We start from the raw sequence: 17,535 nt of genomic DNA, 5'->3' as shown, positions 1-17,535 counted from the left end.
CGGGCCCGCGCCACATCGCACCTGCGGGCCCACGGCCGCGGTGAGATCGCGGTCACCGCCCGCAAACAGGGTAATCTTGGCGGGGACGAAAGGGATTGCGCATAGTGAACGACCTGGTTGACACCACCGAGATGTACTTGCGAACGATCTACGATCTCGAAGAAGAAGGCATCGTGCCGCTGCGGGCGCGCATCGCCGAACGGCTGGACCAGTCCGGTCCCACCGTCTCGCAGACCGTTGCCCGGATGGAACGCGACGGGCTTCTGCGCGTCGCCGGAGACCGGCACCTCGAACTGACCGATCGCGGCCGCTCGCTCGCGGTCGCGGTGATGCGCAAGCATCGCCTGGCCGAGCGCCTCCTGGTCGACGTGATCGGGATGCCCTGGGACCAGGTCCACGAGGAGGCGTGCCGCTGGGAGCACGTGATGAGCGAGAACGTCGAACGTCGACTGCTCGCCGTGCTGGAATACCCGACGACGTCGCCCTACGGCAACCCGATCCCGGGCCTGGAACTTCTGGGAGTGGAGGCGTCGAGTTCCGACGACGGCGCCACCCGCCTCGCCGACCTCCCGCCGGGTGAGACGGTGCCGGTGATCGTGCGCCGGCTGTCGGAGCACGCGCAGTCCGACACCGAACTCATCGCTGCGCTTCGTGAGGCGGGCGTGGTTCCCAACGCCCGCGTGACGGTGTCGAACACGGCCGGCACGATCACCATCGACACACCCGGTCACGACGGCCTCGAGCTCTCACCCGAGATGGCGCACTCGTTGTTCGTCGAGCGGGTGGTCGAGAAGGTCTGACACAGCAGAGGTCTGACACAGCAGAGGTCTGACACAGCAGAGGTCTGACACGGCGAAGGTCTGACCGTCACCCGGCGGTGCGCAGCGTCACCGCCGGGATGACGACACCGAGTCGCTTCGCTGCGTCATACGACTTGTCGATCGTGCCCCACAGCCTGGCCGGGCGTACGCCTGCTCGGAGGGCGGTGTCCAGCAGCCTGGCCAGCGTTCCGGGTTCCGCGCACCCGAGCGCGACGTCGAGTGCGACACCGGCGTAGGCGCCGTCCCCGCCGATGTAGTGCAGATGCGCGAGAAGTGTTGCGGCAGCTGCCCTTCCGCGCCCACTCAAGCGCCGGGTCAGTTCTCGCCACAGGCGTTCGGCCGCGCCCCGGAGTTCGGTGACGGACAGGGCGAGTGCGGCGTCGCGCACGTCGGGGCGGAGGATGGCCCGCTCCAGCCGGTCCAGTTCTGCGCAGTCCAGCGGCCGGTCCGCGCCGAGCACCGCGCCGATCACCAGATCCAGCGCCCGTGCGGACTCCTCGATGTCCTCGGGACCGGGGTCGGGCCGGCCGCGATCGGTCTCATCGAGATCGTGGCCGCGGCAGTGATGACAGTCCGGCCGCGGACGCGATGGGCCGCACTCGGAGTCCAGCGGTTCGAGCATGGACCGCATCTCCGAGCGCCGGGTGAGGATTCGTCGGCCCGAGCGCACGGCTTCCGCGATCGCCGTCGGGGATGTGTGCGGGTCGGCGAGACATCCGGCCGCTTCCGAGGACACGACGACGGACCAGGCCCGATCCTCCGGGCACCAGATGGTCGTCCACCGGGCACCGGCGTCGAACGCCGCCAGTCCGAATCCGGCCGCGACCCCGCCGACCTCGCCGAAGTACCGGTCGCTCATCGCCAGGATTCGGCGATAGCGGTGATCGTCGACGGGGTACCGGTCATCGGCGATCACGACCACGATCTCCTCGACGCCGTAGGTGGACGTGATCTCGCCCAGTCCGGCGAGGACGGCGACGAGTTCCCGGGTCGGGCTGCCGTCGGCCTCGAGCACGAGGTCGTGTCGCATGGTCGCGTTCACGGTGCGATCGGCGGCGAACGCGATCACGATGATCGACCGCTCCGGGAGGAAGCCGAGACGCGCGGGGATGGAGGTGAGCAGCGTCGACGGGTCGTGGGGGCCCTGTGGACCCGAATCCAGGATCTGCATGGACGCCAGCTTCACCCGGCGCCGGACGCCGCAACCGCGGCGATCGCAGGCTGTGGACAACCCGGGCCGGGTCATGCACAGGCGGAGTACGGATCAGCCGAACGCGGCGGCGTTCGCCTCGACGAAGAGCGCATCGAGTGCGGCGGCCGCGTCCGCCGGCACCGGGCCCGCTGTGGGCCACCGGTATTCGGCGTAGACGCGGACGCCGTCACGCTCGCCGAGCAGGGTGAGGGCACTCGTCGTCGTGGGGGCGCCGCCGCCGGTCACGATGATGCGACGGATGGCGGCGGTCTCGACCCCGTCCATGCCCGGCGGAGGAGGAAGGACCTCGGTGGTGATCGTCGACGACGCCCCGAATGTCGTCGTCGTGGTCTGCGGGCACCGCTCGGCCAGGTCGACCACGTCCTCGAGCGGCGAGTCGACACCGGCGACGACCGTGGTCAGCGTGGACCGCTCCCCCGGACCGGGCCCCAGGAACGCGACCGCGCCGTCGGCGGAGACGGGAGCCGGTGCACAGTCCGGCGGCGACACCCGGGTGCCCGTCTGTCCGGGCATCGGTGCGCCGGTGACGTCGGCCAGAGCGTTCGCGACCGCCGACGACGGAATCCTGCTCGCGGCCCCGTCGGGGAAGTCCTCGGCCGTCACCGATCGGGCGGAGAGGTCCGGACTGGACGCCGCGGGTTCCCCGGCGACCGAGCATGCGGAGAGCAGGACCGCGGCGGCCACCAGGCAGGCGGCCGCCGTCAGAGGGGACAAGCGCAGAGGGGACAAGCACAGTCGGGGCGCACGCGGCTCGGTCACAACGGTCTACTGTGCCATCGGTTCCGACCCTGCAGGCCCTCCGACACACCGCCCCGGATCAGCGCGGGAATCACCGGCGTGTCGAGGTGGTTGCACCCAGATGACGCTCGGCACCCGGGTGCGAGACAATGGACGTTCAGCTGTCTCTTCAGACAGCTGCCAGCAGAAGGAGGGACGACGTGGACGAGCAGCCTGCGCGCGACGACGCGCTGTATGAACTCGCCTTTCCCGCTCCGCAGGTGAGCCGGACCGACGGCACGGGACCGGTACTGATCCACGCGCTGGAGGGGTTCGCCGACGCCGGACACGCGGTCGCTCTGGCCGCCGCGCACCTGCGTGACAGCCTCGAGTCCGAGTTGGTCGCCACCTTCTCCTCCGACGAGCTGATGGACTACCGCTCGCGCCGGCCGACCATCTCGTTCAGCGGTGAGACCTTCACGGACGTGGAGATGCCGTCGCTGGCCCTGCACGCGATCCGCGACAACTCCGGCAAGGGCTTCCTGCTCCTCGCCGGTTCCGAACCCGACCTGCGGTGGGAACAGTTCGTCGATGCGGTCCGTCGCCTCAGCGACGGTCTCGGTGTCACCGACGTCATCGGTCTCAACGCGATCCCGATGGCCGTGCCGCACACCCGCCCGCCGTCGATCACGGCACACGGCAGCGATCCCGACGCCCTGGGCGACCTGCCCCGCTGGGGATCGGCGATGAAACTGCCGGCCAGTGCGTCGATGCTGCTCGAGCTGCGGATGGGCGAGCACGACTATCGTGCCTCGGGTCTGTCCGTGCACGTCCCGCATTACCTCGCCCAGACCAACTATCCGGCGGCGTCGGCACGGCTGCTGGCGGCGGTCGCCGAACTCGCCGGCCTCGACCTCCCGCTCGCCGCTCTCGACAGCGCCGCGGAAAAGGTGCGCGCACAGGTCGACACCGAGGTCGAGGGAAACACCGAGATCGAGTCGGTGGTGGCCGCGCTGGAGACCCAGTACGACACGTTCACCCAGGCCGCACAGGAACGGGCATCGCTGCTCGCCGCCGAGGAATCGCTGCCCAGCGGCGACGAACTCGGAGCCGAACTCGAGCGGTTCCTGGCCGAGCACACCGGTGACGGCGAGGCGGGCCCCGGGGACGAGGGTCCACGATCACAGATCTGATCTCGGACACCGCCCCGATTCCTGCCCCCCACGTCCTGGTCCCCACCGACGACGAGGACGCCGCCCTGGAGCGGTACACCGACTGGTGGACGGGGCACGGACTCGACCTCTACGCCCATCAGGAGGAGTCGCTCCTCGAACTCCTCGCCGGCAGCCACGTGATCCTGGCGACGCCGACGGGCTCGGGCAAATCACTCGTCGCGGCGGGTGCGCTGTACTTCGCGCGCTGCCGCGGCGAGCGCGCGTTCTACACCGCCCCGATCAAGGCGCTCGTCAGCGAGAAGTTCTTCGAGCTGTGCGCGATGTTCGGCGCCGACCAGGTCGGTCTGCTGACCGGCGACGCCGCGGTCAACGCGGACGCGCCCATCGTGTGCGCAACCGCCGAGATCGTCGCCAACCTCGCGCTCGCCGCGGGCGGGGAGAGCGACATCGGCACCCTCGTCGCCGACGAGTTCCACTACTACGGCGAACCGGACCGCGGCTGGGCGTGGCAGGTCCCCCTCATCGAACTGCCGTCGACGCAGTTCCTGCTGATGTCGGCGACGCTGGGCGACGTGTCGTTCTTCGTCGACGATCTGACCCGCCGCACCGGCCGCGAGACCGTCGAGGTCACCGGCGCGCAGCGACCGGTCCCCCTCGAGCACTCCTACGCGATGACCCCGATCCACGAGACGATCGAGGAACTGGTCGATCGGGGCCGGGCGCCGGTCTATGTGGTGCACTTCACCCAGGCCGCCGCCGTCGAGCGCGCGCAGGCCCTGCTCAGCGTCCGCATCTGCGACAAGACCGAGAAGGCGGCGATCGCGGAGGCCATCGGCGACTTCCGGTTCTCCACCGGTTTCGGCAACACCCTGTCCAAACTGCTGCGCGCCGGTATCGGCGTGCATCACGCGGGCATGCTCCCGCGGTACCGCCGCCTGGTGGAACGTCTGGCCCAGCAGGGTCTGCTGAAGGTCATCGCCGGCACCGACACGCTCGGCGTCGGGATCAACGTGCCGATACGCACGGTGCTGTTCGCGGCCCTGAGCAAGTACGACGGACGCCGGGTCCGTCGTCTGCGGGCCCGCGAGTTCCACCAGATCGCCGGTCGCGCCGGGCGTGCCGGGTTCGACACGATCGGATACGTCGTCGCCCAGGCCCCCGATCACGACGTGGAGAACGCCCGGGCGGTGGCCAAGGCCGGCGACGATCCGAAGAAGCTGCGAAAGCTGGTGCGCAAGAAGCCCCCCGAGGGTTTCGTGTCGTGGGGCGAGAAGACGTTCACCCAGCTCATGGACGCTCCCGACGAGCCGCTGCGCAGCCACTTCCAGATGACGACGGCCATGCTGCTCGAGGTGCTCGGGCGGCCGGGTGACTGCTTCGCCGCGGTACGCCACCTCCTCGAGGACAACCACGAGCCGCGCGATCGGCAGCTGCGCACCATCAAGCACACGATCGAGCTCTATCGCGGGCTGCGGGACGCGGGCATCGTCGTGCAACTCGACGAACCCGACGACACCGGCCGGCACATCGCCCTGAGCGTCGACATGCCCGAGAACTTCGCGTTGACCAACCCGCTGTCCGCCTTCGCGCTGGCGACCTTCGAGATCCTCGACCCGGAGTCGTCGACCTACGCGCTCGATGTGGTCTCCGTCCTCGAATCGACGCTGGAGAACCCGCGGCCTCTGTTGCTCGCGCAGCGCAAGGTCGCGCGCGACGCCGCGATCGCCGAGATGAAGGCCGACGGGATCGAGTACGAGGAACGGATGTCGCGACTCGAGGAGATCACCTGGCCGCAGCCGCTGGCCGAGGAGATCTTCGCCGCCTTCGACATCTATCGTCGCGGCCATCCATGGGTGTCGTCGTTCCCGCCTGCGCCGAAATCCGTTCTCCGCGAGATGCTGGAGAAGGCCATGACGTTCACGGAGCTGATCTCCGCGTACGGGCTCGCCCGCAGCGAGGGCGTGCTGCTGCGCTACCTGTCGGACTGTTATCGCGTCCTGCGCCAGGGTGTTCCGACGAGCGTGGTGACGCCCGAGATCGAGCGGATCGTCGAAGATCTGGGCACCATGGTCCGCGATGTCGACTCGAGCCTCGTCGACGAATGGGAGGCCCTCGCCGCGCAGGCAGCCGCCGCCGCGTCGATCGAGCCGGCCGGCGACCCGGTCTAGAGCGGGGTCACGGCGCCAGTTGCACCGACGAGATCGCCGATGACAGAGGCGAGTTCGTGGTAAGCCTCGTCGTGGCGGGCCGAGGCCCGGAAGACCAGGCCGATCAGTCGACCCGGACGGGGGGCCGCGAACGTCGCGGTGGCCAGATCGCCCGACGCCGTCTCCGACGCGACCGCCGTCTGCGGGATGAGGGTCACGCCGAGACCACCGACGACGCAGTGCACCGCCGTGGTCAGCGACGCTGCCCGGGTCTGTCCGAGATCGGGCCGCACGCCCGCGAGCCGGCACACCTCCAGGGCCTGGTCACGCAGGCAGTGCCCCTCGTCGAGGAGGAGCAGGGGCAGTTCCGCGAGTGCGGTGGGGTCGACGCGGCGGCGTCCGGCGAGCGCATGCCCGGACGGGAGCGCGAGAACGAAATCCTCGCGATAGATCGGGACTTCGACGATGCCGGGCATGTCGACGGGGAGGGCGAGCAGTGCCACGTCGAGGACGCCGGTACGCAGCTGTTCGACCAGCCGCGCGGTCTGTTCCTCCACGACGCGGGGCACGAGGTCGGGGAACCGCCTGGAGAGCCCGCGCAGCAGTGTCGGCAGAACATACGGCGCCACCGTCGGGATGACACCCAGCCGCAGCGCCCCGTGCAGCGGCTGTCCGGCGCCCGCGGCCGCCGAGGTGAACTCGTCGACGGCCTCGGTCACCGCGATCGCCCGCGGCAGGAGCTCGACACCGTCGGCGGTCAACTGGACACGCCGTGTGGTGCGTTCGACGAGGGTCACTCCGAGACCGGCCTCCAGCGCGGACAGCGCCTGCGACAGCGAGGGCTGACTGACACCGAGATCTGTTGCGGCAGTTCCGAAGTGGCGACGGTGAGCCAGGGCGACGAAGGCACGCAGACCCGCGACGGTCGGCTGATAAGTTCTATCGGGCATGCCTATCAGTGTAGTGCTAATCATCACGTTTCGCTTTTGGCCGAAATCCGGCACGATGGTACTCGTACCTCGCGAAACTCGTTCGCGCGCAATTTCACTACATTCACCAGCTGAAGGAGCGAAACATGCCCCTGCTCACCATCGGTGACCAGTTCCCCGCCTACAACCTCACCGCCGTCATCGGTGGCGACCTCAGCAAGGTCAATGCCCAGCAGCCCGACGACTACTTCACGACCGTCTCGTCCGACGACCACCCCGGCCAGTGGCGCGTCGTGTTCTTCTGGCCGAAGGACTTCACCTTCGTGTGCCCGACCGAGATCGCCGCTTTCGGCAAGCTGAACGACGAGTTCGCCGACCGCGACACCCAGGTGCTCGGCGCCTCGGTGGACAACGAGTTCGTCCACTTCCAGTGGCGCGCACAGCACGAGGACCTCAAGACCCTCCCGTTCCCGATGCTGAGCGACCTCAAGCGTGAACTGGCCACCGCGGCAGGCGTTCTCAACGCCGACGGGGTCGCCGATCGCGCCACCTTCATCGTCGATCCGAACAACGAGATCCAGTTCGTGTCGGTCACCGCGGGTTCGGTGGGCCGCAACGTCGACGAGGTCCTGCGTGTCCTCGACGCGCTGCAGTCCGACGAACTGTGCGCCTGCAACTGGAAGAAGGGCGACCCGACGATCGACGCCGGCGAGCTCATGACGGCCGGCGTCTGAGAGGAGACCAGATGAGCATCGACAATCTCAAGGAAGCACTCCCCGAGTACGCCAAGGATCTCAAGCTCAACCTCGGTTCGATCAGCCGCACCACCGCGCTGACCGAGGAACAGCTGTGGGGAACCCTGCTGTCGACCGCTGCCGCCACGCGAAATGCGAAGGTGCTCAGCGAGATCGCCGACGAGGCCGCTGACACGCTCTCCGCGGAGGCCTACAACGCGGCGCTCGGCGCCGCCTCGATCATGGGTATGAACAACGTGTTCTACCGGGGTCGCGGCTTCCTCGACGGCAAGTACGACGACCTGCGGCCCGGCCTGCGGATGAACATCATCGGCAACCCCGGCGTCGACAAGGCCGCCTTCGAGCTGTGGTCGTTCGCGGTGTCCTCGATCAACGGCTGCGGCCACTGCGTCGCCGCACACGAGAACACCCTGCGCGAGGCCGGCGTCGACCGTGAGGCGATCTTCGAGGCGCTCAAAGTCGCGTCGATCGTCACCGGCGTCGCCCAGGCGATCGCGACCACCGAGGTGCTCGCCAACGCCTGATCCACCACACGTACGACGACAGGGCCCGGCTGCGTTCAGCAGCCGGGCCCTGTCGTATGTCGTGGCCTGGAGCGTCAGCTCAGCGCCGCGCGCATCCGGTCGGCGAGTTCGCCGACCTCGGCGGTCGTCATCACGAAGGCGGGCGAGACCTGCAGCGCACCTTGCCCGGCGGCGCGCGTGCTCACCCCGTGTTCGCGCAGCTTCAGCACCGCCGCCGGGGCCGTCGCGGGGTCGGCCAGCTGGACCGCGGTGACCGCGCCCAGTCCGGTCCGGACCTCGGCGACCGAGTCGAGGTCGGCGAGTGGTGACAAGGCCGCGGCGAGATCGCCTTCCAGACGCGTCGCCTCGGCCAGGAGGTTCTCCCGCCGGATGATCTCGAGGTTGGCCAGGGCGGCCGCCGCCGCGCCGGCGTGCCCGCCATAGGTGTAGCCGTGCCGCCACCACACGCCGCCGGCGAAGAACGGTTCGGCGATCCAGGGGGCGATGAACACCGCACCCATCGGGACATACCCGGACGTGAGCCCCTTGGCGGTGGTGATCATGTCCGGTTCGAGTCCGAATCGCGCTGAGGCGAACCAGGATTCGCCGCCGATACGGCCGAATCCGGTGACGACCTCGTCGACGACGAAGAGGATGTCGTGGTCCCGGCAGATGGCGCGCACCTCGGCGAGGTACCCCTCCGGCGGCAGGTAGATGCCCCCGGCGCCGATGATCGGTTCGCAGAAGAATGCGGCGATGTTGTCGGCGCCCACGCGTTCGACGAGTCCGAGCAGGCTCTTGGCGTCGTCCCAGTCGACGTTCTGGACGTCGTGCATGAGCTCGCCGTACCCGTCGTGGTTCAGCGGGATGCCGGCCAGCGAGGTGCCCGCGGCGTGCATCCCGTGGTAGGCCTTGGTGCGGCTGACGACGACCCGCTTGGACTCGCGTCCCTGCTCCACCCAGTAGCGGCGGGCGAGCTTGACCGCGGTGTCGATCGAGTCGCTGCCGCCGGAGGTGAAGAAGATCTTCGACCCGGGCACGGGTGCGATCCCGCCGAGTTCCTCGGCGAGGCGGAGCGTCGGGTCGCTCGCGATGTCACCGAAGTTCGAGTAGTGCGCGATGGTGCCGAGCTGTCGTGCGACGGCGTCGGCGATCTCGGTACGTCCGTGGCCCACGTTGGTGAACCAGAGCCCGGCCGTCGCATCGAGGTAGGAGTTGCCGGCGCGGTCGAAGATCCGTGCGCCCTCGCCCCTGGTGACGACGAACGGTCCACTCGCGGTCACCGCCCCCATGTCGGCGAAACCGTGCCACAGCGATCCGGGAGTTCCCGTGCTCGAACCATCAGCCATGGCCCCAATGATGCCGGTCTGCGCGCCGTGCGCGGCCACTGGGGTGAACTCCGGTCCGCACCGACCCATATCCTGGAGAGATCATGTCGGCCCCGTCTTCCTCCCCCTCCCCGTCCTCGGGAAGTGCCTCGTCCACAGATGCATCGAGCGTCTCGCGCGCGGACCTCCTCGGCGCACTCGACGACGTGGGCCTCGTCGACGCCGACCGGCTGCGGCGTCGCATCGACCGGCTCTCGGCGCGTCCCGATGCCGCGAAGTGGCAGCAGCTCGTCACCGACGTCGACAAGGCACGTGCCCGTCTCGACCGGCGGCGGGCGAGCGTGCCGGTCCTGCGATTCCCCGACGAGCTCCCCGTCTCGGCGGCCCGGGACGAGATCGCCGCGGCGATCCGTGACCACCAGGTCGTGGTCGTCGCGGGCGAGACCGGCTCGGGCAAGACCACCCAGCTGCCGAAGATCTGCCTCGAACTCGGCCGCGGCATCCGTGGGTCGATCGGCCACACCCAGCCCCGCCGGATCGCGGCGAGCTCGGTCGCCAGACGCATCGCCGACGAGACCGAAACCGAACTCGGCGACGCGGTCGGCTACTCCGTACGGTTCACCGACCGGTCCGGTGCCGACACCCTCGTCCGGGTCATGACCGACGGCATCCTGCTGCGCGAGATCGCCACGGACCCGATGCTGCGCCGCTACGACACCCTCATCATCGACGAGGCGCACGAGCGCAGCCTCAACATCGACTTCATCCTCGGATACCTGCGCCGGCTGCTGCCCCGGCGGCCGGATCTCAAGGTGATCATCACCTCGGCGACGATCGAACCGGCCCGGTTCGCGCGGCATTTCAGCACCCCCTCGGCGTCGGTCCCCGTCATCGAGGTGTCGGGCCGTACCTATCCGGTCGAGATCCGCTACCGTCCGCTGAGCCTGCAGGAGCGGCCCGACGACGGTGACGACGCCGGCGGTGGCGAACACGCCGACCTCGACCAGATCCAGGGCATCGACGCCGCCGTCGACGAACTGTGGGCGGGTGGCCGCGGCGACATCCTCGTGTTCCTGCCCACCGAACGGGACATCCGGGAGACCGCGGACGCGCTGCGTCGCCGCACCGTCGGCGGCAAGGGGCCGGCTGCCGAGATCGTGCCGCTGTACGCGCGGTTGTCGATCGCCGAGCAGCAGAAGGTGTTCGCCCCCTCCGACGGGCGCCGGATCGTGCTGGCGACCAATGTGGCCGAGACCTCGGTCACCGTGCCCGGCATCCGGTATGTCATCGACACCGGCACCGCCCGGATCAGTCGATACTCGACCCGGACGAAGGTCAATCGCCTTCCCATCGAACCGGTGTCGCAGGCCAGCGCCCGGCAGCGCGCCGGTCGTTGCGGTCGCGTCGCGCCGGGTGTCTGTATCCGTCTCTACAGCGAGAACGACTTCGAGTCCCGGCCTGCGTTCACCGACCCGGAGATCCTGCGCACCAATCTCGCCGCCGTCATCCTGCAGATGACCTCCCTCAAGCTCGGTGAGATCGCCGAGTTCCCGTTCGTCCAACCGCCCGACGACCGGGCGATCCGCGACGGGATGGGTGTTCTCACCGAACTCGGCGCCATCACCGTCCCGAGTGAGGGCGGCCCCCCGCGACTGACCCCGATCGGCCGGTCGATGTCGCGGATTCCGGTCGATCCCCGGGTCGCCCGGATGCTCATCGCCGGGCACGAGCTCGGCTGCCTCGATCACCTTCTCGTCATCGCCGCCGCGATGTCCCTCCCCGACCCCCGGGAACGGCCTGCCGAACACCGCGAGGCCGCCGACGCCCAGCACCGGCGCTTCGTCGTGCCCCAGTCGGACTTCCTGTCGTACGTGGAGCTGTGGCGATACCTCGGCGAACAGCGTAAAGCGATGTCCAGCAGCGGTTTCCGTCGGATGTGCGAGCGTGAGTACCTGCACTTCCTGCGCATCCGGGAATGGCAGGACCTCCATCGACAGCTGACCGAGATCGTCAAGGACCTCGACTGGTCGGTCGCGGCGACCGAGCTCGACGCCGACGCCGTCCACCGGGCCATCCTGTCCGGGTTGTTGAGCAACATCGCCGCCCGCAACACCGAGGGCCGCGAGTTCACCGGCGCGCGCAACACGACACTGCTCATCTTCCCCGCCTCGTCCCTCGCGAAGAAGCCGCCGGCCTTCATCATGGCCGCCGAGGTCCTGGAGACGTCGCGGCTCTTCGCGCACACCGTCGCCGGGATCGACCCCCTGTGGGCCGAGCGCCTCGCCGGCGACCTGGTCAAACGCACCCACAGCGAGCCGCACTGGTCCGCCCGACGCGGCGCGGCCATGGCCTACGAGCGCGTCACCCTCTACGGGGTCCCCCTCGTCGCCCGTCGGCGCGTCGACTACGGCCCCATCGACCCGGAGGTCTCGCGCGAGTTGTTCATCCGGCACGCCCTGGTCGAGGGTGACTGGCGGACGCAACACGGGTTCTTCGAGCGCAACCGCAATCTCCTCGACGCCGCCACCGATGTCGAGAACCGCACGCGCACCCGCGGTCTCGTGATCACCGAGGATCAGCTCTTCGAGTTCTACGACCAGCGCCTACCGCCCGACATCACCTCCGCACGTCACTTCGACACCTGGTGGAAGAAGGCCCGGCGGGCCGAGCCCGATCTGCTCGACCTGCGTCCCGAAGACGTCACGGGTGGCACCGAGGTGGCTCCGACGGACTACCCCGGCGCATGGCAGCAGGGCGACACACGACTCGAACTGCGGTACCGGTTCGAGCCCGGCGCACCCGACGACGGGGTCACGGTCGTCATCCCACAGGCACTGCTCCCCCACATCCGCCCGGTCGGCTTCGACTGGTCGGTCCCCGGGATGCGTACCGAACTGGCCACCGCGCTGGTCAAGACCCTGCCGAAACAGCTGCGCAAGAGCATGTCCCCCGCCCAACGGTTCGCCGAGGCGGCCCTCGGCCGGCTCACCCCGCGCAAGGAACCGCTGACCGCGGGGCTCGCTCGCGAACTCTCCGCGATCACCGGGATGACGGTCACCGCAGCCGATTTCGACACCGACCGGGTACCGGCACACCTTCGGATGCATTTCGCGGTCGCCGACGGATCCGGACAGATCATCGCCCGGGCCGACTCGTTGTCCGAGCTCCAGCAGACCCGGACGCCGGCGGCACCGAGAACGGTGTCACGCACGCTGTACCGGAACTGGACCGCCGACGGGATCGGCACGCTCGCCGACCAGAAGACGGTCGACGTCGCCGGACAACGGCTGACCAGGTACCCGACGATCGACGCGGTGTCCGACGAGAAGGGACGCACGCGAGGCGTCATCGCCGTCGACGCTGCGACTCCCGAGACCCGCGACCGGCTGCTGCGTCGCGGCATCGTCGCCCTCCTCGATCTGGCGATACCACCGCTGCACAAGCGAATCGCGGGATCCCTGGGCCCGGCGGCCCGACTCGCCCTGAGCCAGAGCCCGTATGCGGACACCGAGGCGCTGCTCGCCGACTGCACACGACGGGCCATCCGGGACACCGTCGCCGGCGTCGACGACGCCGAGCTGACGGCTCTTCGCTCACCACAGGCATTTTCGGACTTCCTGGAGCGTATCCGGCCACGGATCACCGAGGCCGCACCGGACTACTTCTCGCTCGCCGTCGCGGCGCTCGAACGAATGGCGCCGGTCCGGGCGGCGATCGACCGGCACGCCGGTTCGCTGGCCGCCGACGACGTCGCCGAGCAGATCGACCACCTCGTGTTCGACGGATTCGTCGCAGCCACCGCCCGACGGCACCTGGAGAACCTGCCGCGCTACCTCGAAGGTGCGCAGGCACGTCTGGAGGCGCTGCCCGGGTCGGCATCGCGCGACCAGGCCGGTGTGGCGGTCATCGATCGAGTCGTCGAACGGTGGGCCCAACGACTCGAACAGGTGCCGGAACACCGACGGGCGATCGTCGACGACGAAGCGCAGTGGCTTGTCGAGGAACTACGCGTGGGATTGTTCGCCCAGCGTCTCGGTACCGCGTTTCCCGTCTCGGAGAAACGGGTCCTACGAGCTCTGGACCGGCTCGGCTGAGACGGTGTCGGCCCGCCCGCCGGACGCCGACTTCAGGTCGTCGATCTCGCGCTGGAAATCCTCCACCGAGTCGAACGACCGGTACACCGAGGCGAACCGCAGGTACGCCACTTCGTCGAGATCGCGGAGCGGACCCAGGATCGCCAGACCGACCTCGTTGCTGGGGATCTCGGCCGATCCGCTGGCGCGCACGGTGTCCTCCACCTGCTGGGCGAGCTGGGCGAGTGCGTCCTCGGCGACGTGTCGGCCCTGACAGGCGCGTCGGACACCGCGCATCACCTTCTCGCGACTGAACGGCTCGGTCACACCGTTGCGTTTGACCACGGCGAGCACGGCGCTCTCCACGGTCGAGAAACGGCGGCCGCACTCCACGCACGAGCGGCGGCGTCGGATGGCCTGCCCTTCGTCTGCGACACGCGAGTCGATGACCTTGGTGTCGTCGTTCTTGCAGAAGGGGCAGCGCATCGTGTCCTCACGCAGGTCGCGGGACGCTGGAACGCACCGAATCCGTGCGCCCCGCCGCTTCTCGGCCGGCCCCTGTGACATCGAGGATACCGCCCGGCCTCAGCGGTACCGGGGGGTGAGCAGGGGCTGGCCCACCTGCAGCGCACTCGTGGGCAGATCGTTCATCGCGACGATCTCGTCGATCACGATCTCGCGCGGCATCTCCGGCGCCACCCGGCCGGCGATCGTGCTCAGGGAGTCCCCCGCGCGCACGTGGACGACCTCCGCACTCACGGCGGCAGGGGTCATCGAGTCCGAGTAGTTCTGGCCGACGACGCCGAACACCCACACGACGAACGCCAGCCCGACGCCGGCGAGGACCGCCACCGCGGTGCGGCGACGGCGACGGAACACCGCGGCATCCGGCGCGAGAGGGCCCCGGCCCCTGGACCCCACCGCCGAGCCGCAGCTCGTGGCGCCGACACGCGGGGTCAGCGGTGACCCGCCCGCCGGACGGTTGCCTGCCGGCCGGTTGTCGACCGGGCGGCGACCGTCGGACAGCGGGGCACGGGTCCGGACGCGATCGGCGCGATCGGTACGCGCCCGAACGGTGTCGGGACGGTCGGTACGGACGGGAGCGACGAGAGTGTCGGTGCGCATGGTGCCCTCCGAGTGTTCGGTGCGAGATCCTCTGGGTGAGATCTTCTGGTGTGGTGTGTGGTGCTGTCGGTGTTCGAACTTCGATCAGGTGTTCGATGCACTGATGTTCGAATTTGTAGCACGGCGCACCGACAAAGTCTCGCGACACATCGAACAAATGTTTGAGGTGAGGGTCGCACTCCGCTAGGCTCGGACCCGGCTGAACATCCCCACCGGACATCCCACGGGCCATCTACCTGCACGTTCCGAAGACGAGAGGAACCGAACATGAGTGACACCGGCGACAGGCGCGGCCGAGCGCGGGGAGTCGACGACGAGGCCCCGATCGACGTCGCCGCCGCCGAGGCCTCACTCACCCCGCGACAGCTCGGGGTCCTGGAGGTGATCCGCCGCTCGGTTCGCGAGCGCGGTTATCCGCCCAGCATCCGCGAGATCGGCGACGAGGTCGGGCTCGCCTCGACATCGTCGGTTGCCCACCAGCTGCGAACGTTGGAACGCAAGGGCCTGCTCAAGCGAGATGCGAACCGACCCCGCGCGGTCAACATCGCCCCGAGCGAGCCGCCGTCGCCGGAGACCCCCTCGACCGGCCAGCTACCGGAGCCGACCTTCGTGCCGGTCCTCGGTCGTATCGCGGCCGGTGGTCCGATCCTGGCCGAGGAGGCGGTCGAGGACGTGTTCCCGCTTCCTCGCGAGCTGGTCGGCGAAGGCTCGCTGTTCCTGCTGCGCGTCGTGGGCGAATCGATGATCGACGCGGCCATCTGTGACGGCGACTGGGTGGTGGTCCGGCAGCAGAACGTCGCCGACAACGGCGACATCGTCGCGGCGATGATCGACGGCGAGGCCACGGTGAAGACCTTCAAGCGTCAGGGCGCCAACGTGTGGCTGATGCCGCACAACGAACTGTTCGATCCCATCCCGGGCAACGACGCCGTGATCCTCGGCAAGGTCGTCACCGTGATGCGGCGAATCTGACCTCTCCGCCGACCGAACGGTCGAGCACTGCCGCGGCCGCTTCGCGCGCCGCGGCAGGATCGGATGTGGCCAGCGCGGCGTCGGCGGCAGCGCGGCAGTCCTGTGTGGTCACCGCACCGAGCCTGGCCCCCACCGCCGCGGCCGCGGCGGGCGCACTGGACAGCGAGGTCACCCCGAGACCCACGAGGACGCAGGCGAGATTCGGATCGGCGGCCGCCTCACCGCAGACCCCGACCGGCTTTCCCTGTCGGACACCCGCGGCGGCAACACCCGCGATCAGGCTGAGCACGGCGGGTTGCCACGGGTCGGTCAGCCCGGCGAGATCGGCCGACATCCGATCGGCCGCCATCGTGTACTGCGTCAGATCGTTGGTACCGATGGACACGAAGTCCACCTCCGCGAGCACGGCCTCGGCGAGGATCGCCGCCGCGGGCACCTCGATCATGACCCCCGCGACCAGACCCCGACCCCGGACCTCCGCGGCGAACACCCGCGCCTCCGCCGGCGAGGCGATCATCGGCGCCATGACCCACGGCGCGACCTTCGAGCCGACGGCGGCCAGCGCGATCGCGTCGAGCTGATGTGCGCGGATCTCGGGATGCGCCAGGGCGATTCGATCCCCACGGACCCCCAGCGCCGGATTGGACTCGTCGGGATGCGTCACGAAGCGGAGCGGTTTGTCCGAGCCGGCGTCGAGGGTGCGGATCACCACCTTCCGCCCGTCGAAAGCACCGAGGACCTCACGGTAGATCCCGGCCTGCTCGTCCACCGACGGTTCGTCCGCGCGTTCGAGGAAGGCGAGTTCGGTGCGGAAGAGTCCGACACCCTCGACGGGGTGTCCGGCCGCGGCCCGTGCCGACGATCCGTCGGCGACATTGGCGAGCACTGACACACCCACGCCGTCGGCGGTGCGCCCCGGACCCGTCCAGCCGGCGACGACCTCGGCGCGTCGCCGGTCCTCCTCGACGCGTGCCCGGGCCGTGTCCGCGTCGGGCTCGACCTCGATACGGCCGGTCGTTCCGTCGACGAGAACGGTTGTGCCGGAATCGATCTCGGCCAGATCAGTGACCGCGACGACGCACGGGATGCCCAGCTGCCGCGCGATGATCGCGGTGTGACTGGTGGGGCCGCCCAATCGGGTGACGAGGGCGATCGTGCTCGCGGGGTCGAGGCCGGCGGTGTCGGCGGGCGCAAGATCGTCGGCGAGCAGCACCGACGGCACCTGCGGTGTCGGCACACCCGGCTCGGGCAGGCCGAGCAGTTCGGCGAGCACGCGGTCGCGGACGTCGTTGAGATCGGTGACCCGCTCGGCCATCAGCCCGCCGAGTTTGGTGAACACCGCCGCGAACTGCTCGGTGGCCGCGACGGCCGCGGCTTCGGCGGAGGCGCCCTTGGTGATGAGCGCCGTGGCGGAACCGATCCATCCCCGGTCCTCGGCCAGCCCCGCGGTCGCCGCGAGCACCTCGGCGGCCACCCCGGTGTTCTGGGAGGCGCGCGTGCGCAGTCGCGCGGCGACGGCCCCGGCAGCCGAGGCGAAGCGCGTCACCTCGTCGGCGCGCCGCTCCTCGGGGATCTCCACGCCGACGCCGAGCGTCTCCGGCGAGTGATCGGGCCGCTCGCCCGGCCACAGCGCCGGACCGTGCGCCAGTCCGCCAACCACCGGGGTCCCTGTCAGGATCTGCGCCATCGTCTTGCCTCTCACTCGACTATCGATGTGACCACCGTTACAAAAAGTGCTTGACTTGTCAACACAAACAGGCGTAAACACAATTACTAC

General features: G+C 69.5%; 14 protein-coding genes. 7 read left to right on the top strand and 7 right to left on the bottom strand.

The window, feature by feature from the left end; all coding sequences use genetic code 11:
• The first annotated feature begins 104 nt into the window (after positions 1-104).
• Positions 105-800, top strand: coding sequence for an iron-dependent transcriptional repressor DtxR (locus AC3B6C_RS18405; protein ID WP_010840872.1), 696 nt, complete (start codon positions 105-107; stop codon positions 798-800).
• Positions 801-867: 67 nt separating this feature from the next.
• Here AC3B6C_RS18405 and AC3B6C_RS18400 read toward each other — a convergent pair whose 3' ends face one another.
• Together AC3B6C_RS18400 and AC3B6C_RS18395 are read right to left on the bottom strand one after the other, a co-directional pair.
• Positions 868-1,992: a DUF4192 domain-containing protein gene (locus AC3B6C_RS18400; RefSeq protein ID WP_055474725.1), complete on the bottom strand. Its 1,125-nt coding sequence runs from the start codon at positions 1,990-1,992 to the stop codon at positions 868-870.
• A gap of 93 nt (positions 1,993-2,085) precedes the next feature.
• Positions 2,086-2,748: a hypothetical protein gene (locus tag AC3B6C_RS18395; RefSeq protein WP_488373701.1), complete on the bottom strand. Its 663-nt coding sequence runs from the start codon at positions 2,746-2,748 to the stop codon at positions 2,086-2,088.
• A 224-nt stretch (positions 2,749-2,972) separates the two neighbouring features.
• On the opposite strand from AC3B6C_RS18395, the gene AC3B6C_RS18390 reads away from it, so the two are divergent.
• Both AC3B6C_RS18390 and AC3B6C_RS18385 read left to right on the top strand, forming a co-directional pair.
• Entirely contained in the window at positions 2,973-3,944 is a 972-nt protein-coding gene (locus tag AC3B6C_RS18390) for a PAC2 family protein (protein ID WP_010840869.1), read from the top strand.
• A 17-nt stretch (positions 3,945-3,961) separates the two neighbouring features.
• A complete protein-coding gene (locus tag AC3B6C_RS18385) occupies positions 3,962-6,094 on the top strand; it encodes a DEAD/DEAH box helicase (protein ID WP_193363273.1) in 2,133 nt (710 codons plus the stop codon).
• Here AC3B6C_RS18385 and AC3B6C_RS18380 read toward each other — a convergent pair.
• Positions 6,091-7,023: a hydrogen peroxide-inducible genes activator gene (locus AC3B6C_RS18380; RefSeq protein ID WP_488373700.1), complete on the bottom strand. Its 933-nt coding sequence runs from the start codon at positions 7,021-7,023 to the stop codon at positions 6,091-6,093. The two genes, AC3B6C_RS18385 and AC3B6C_RS18380, sit on opposite strands and share 4 nt — an antisense overlap.
• Before the next feature lie 125 nt (positions 7,024-7,148).
• Here AC3B6C_RS18380 and AC3B6C_RS18375 point away from each other — a divergent pair, with 125 nt between their 5' ends.
• Together AC3B6C_RS18375 and AC3B6C_RS18370 are read left to right on the top strand one after the other, a co-directional pair.
• Complete coding sequence (locus AC3B6C_RS18375; RefSeq protein WP_010840866.1) at positions 7,149-7,736, top strand: peroxiredoxin; 588 nt, start codon at positions 7,149-7,151, stop codon at positions 7,734-7,736.
• 11 nt (positions 7,737-7,747) lie between these two features.
• Positions 7,748-8,281, top strand: coding sequence for an alkyl hydroperoxide reductase (locus AC3B6C_RS18370; protein WP_488373699.1), 534 nt, complete (start codon positions 7,748-7,750; stop codon positions 8,279-8,281).
• 74 nt (positions 8,282-8,355) lie between these two features.
• On the opposite strand, the gene AC3B6C_RS18365 is transcribed toward AC3B6C_RS18370, so the two are convergent.
• On the bottom strand, positions 8,356-9,609 hold the full coding sequence (locus AC3B6C_RS18365) for an aminotransferase family protein (RefSeq protein WP_488373698.1): 1,254 nt from the start codon (positions 9,607-9,609) through the stop codon (positions 8,356-8,358).
• Positions 9,610-9,692: 83 nt separating this feature from the next.
• Here AC3B6C_RS18365 and hrpA point away from each other — a divergent pair, with 83 nt between their 5' ends.
• Positions 9,693-13,682: an ATP-dependent RNA helicase HrpA gene (gene hrpA, locus AC3B6C_RS18360; protein ID WP_488373697.1), complete on the top strand. Its 3,990-nt coding sequence runs from the start codon at positions 9,693-9,695 to the stop codon at positions 13,680-13,682.
• On the opposite strand, the gene nrdR is transcribed toward hrpA, so the two are convergent.
• Complete coding sequence (gene nrdR, locus AC3B6C_RS18355) at positions 13,656-14,147, bottom strand: transcriptional regulator NrdR (protein ID WP_010840862.1); 492 nt, start codon at positions 14,145-14,147, stop codon at positions 13,656-13,658. The two genes, hrpA and nrdR, sit on opposite strands and share 27 nt — an antisense overlap.
• Positions 14,148-14,246: 99 nt before the next feature.
• On the bottom strand, positions 14,247-14,786 hold the full coding sequence (locus AC3B6C_RS18350) for a LysM peptidoglycan-binding domain-containing protein (RefSeq protein ID WP_010840861.1): 540 nt from the start codon (positions 14,784-14,786) through the stop codon (positions 14,247-14,249).
• Positions 14,787-15,053: 267 nt separating this feature from the next.
• Here AC3B6C_RS18350 and lexA point away from each other — a divergent pair, with 267 nt between their 5' ends.
• Entirely contained in the window at positions 15,054-15,758 is a 705-nt protein-coding gene (gene lexA, locus AC3B6C_RS18345) for a transcriptional repressor LexA (RefSeq protein WP_488373696.1), read from the top strand.
• Here the strand turns inward: lexA and AC3B6C_RS18340 are convergent.
• Positions 15,736-17,445, bottom strand: a complete 1,710-nt coding sequence (locus AC3B6C_RS18340) for a phosphoenolpyruvate--protein phosphotransferase (protein WP_488373695.1) — start codon at positions 17,443-17,445, stop codon at positions 15,736-15,738. The genes lexA and AC3B6C_RS18340 overlap by 23 nt on opposite strands.
• Positions 17,446-17,535 lie beyond the last annotated feature (90 nt).

This window comes from Gordonia sp. 11cp, assembly GCF_057767225.1.
Note: the sequence above shows the minus strand (reverse complement) of the source record. Positions and strands in the feature narration are given on the sequence as shown.

Excerpts from the sequence above, each read along its gene's own strand:
- AC3B6C_RS18400 (WP_055474725.1), bottom strand. The coding sequence starts at position 1,992 with ATGCAGATCCTGGATTCGGGTCCACAGGGCCCCCACGACCCGTCGACG.
- AC3B6C_RS18380 (WP_488373700.1), bottom strand. The coding sequence starts at position 7,023 with ATGCCCGATAGAACTTATCAGCCGACCGTCGCGGGTCTGCGTGCCTTC.
- AC3B6C_RS18375 (WP_010840866.1), top strand. The coding sequence starts at position 7,149 with ATGCCCCTGCTCACCATCGGTGACCAGTTCCCCGCCTACAACCTCACC.
- AC3B6C_RS18370 (WP_488373699.1), top strand. The coding sequence starts at position 7,748 with ATGAGCATCGACAATCTCAAGGAAGCACTCCCCGAGTACGCCAAGGAT.
- AC3B6C_RS18365 (WP_488373698.1), bottom strand. The coding sequence starts at position 9,609 with ATGGCTGATGGTTCGAGCACGGGAACTCCCGGATCGCTGTGGCACGGT.
- hrpA (WP_488373697.1), top strand. The coding sequence starts at position 9,693 with ATGTCGGCCCCGTCTTCCTCCCCCTCCCCGTCCTCGGGAAGTGCCTCG.
- nrdR (WP_010840862.1), bottom strand. The coding sequence starts at position 14,147 with ATGCGCTGCCCCTTCTGCAAGAACGACGACACCAAGGTCATCGACTCG.
- AC3B6C_RS18350 (WP_010840861.1), bottom strand. The coding sequence starts at position 14,786 with ATGCGCACCGACACTCTCGTCGCTCCCGTCCGTACCGACCGTCCCGAC.
- lexA (WP_488373696.1), top strand. The coding sequence starts at position 15,054 with ATGAGTGACACCGGCGACAGGCGCGGCCGAGCGCGGGGAGTCGACGAC.
- AC3B6C_RS18340 (WP_488373695.1), bottom strand. The coding sequence starts at position 17,445 with ATGGCGCAGATCCTGACAGGGACCCCGGTGGTTGGCGGACTGGCGCAC.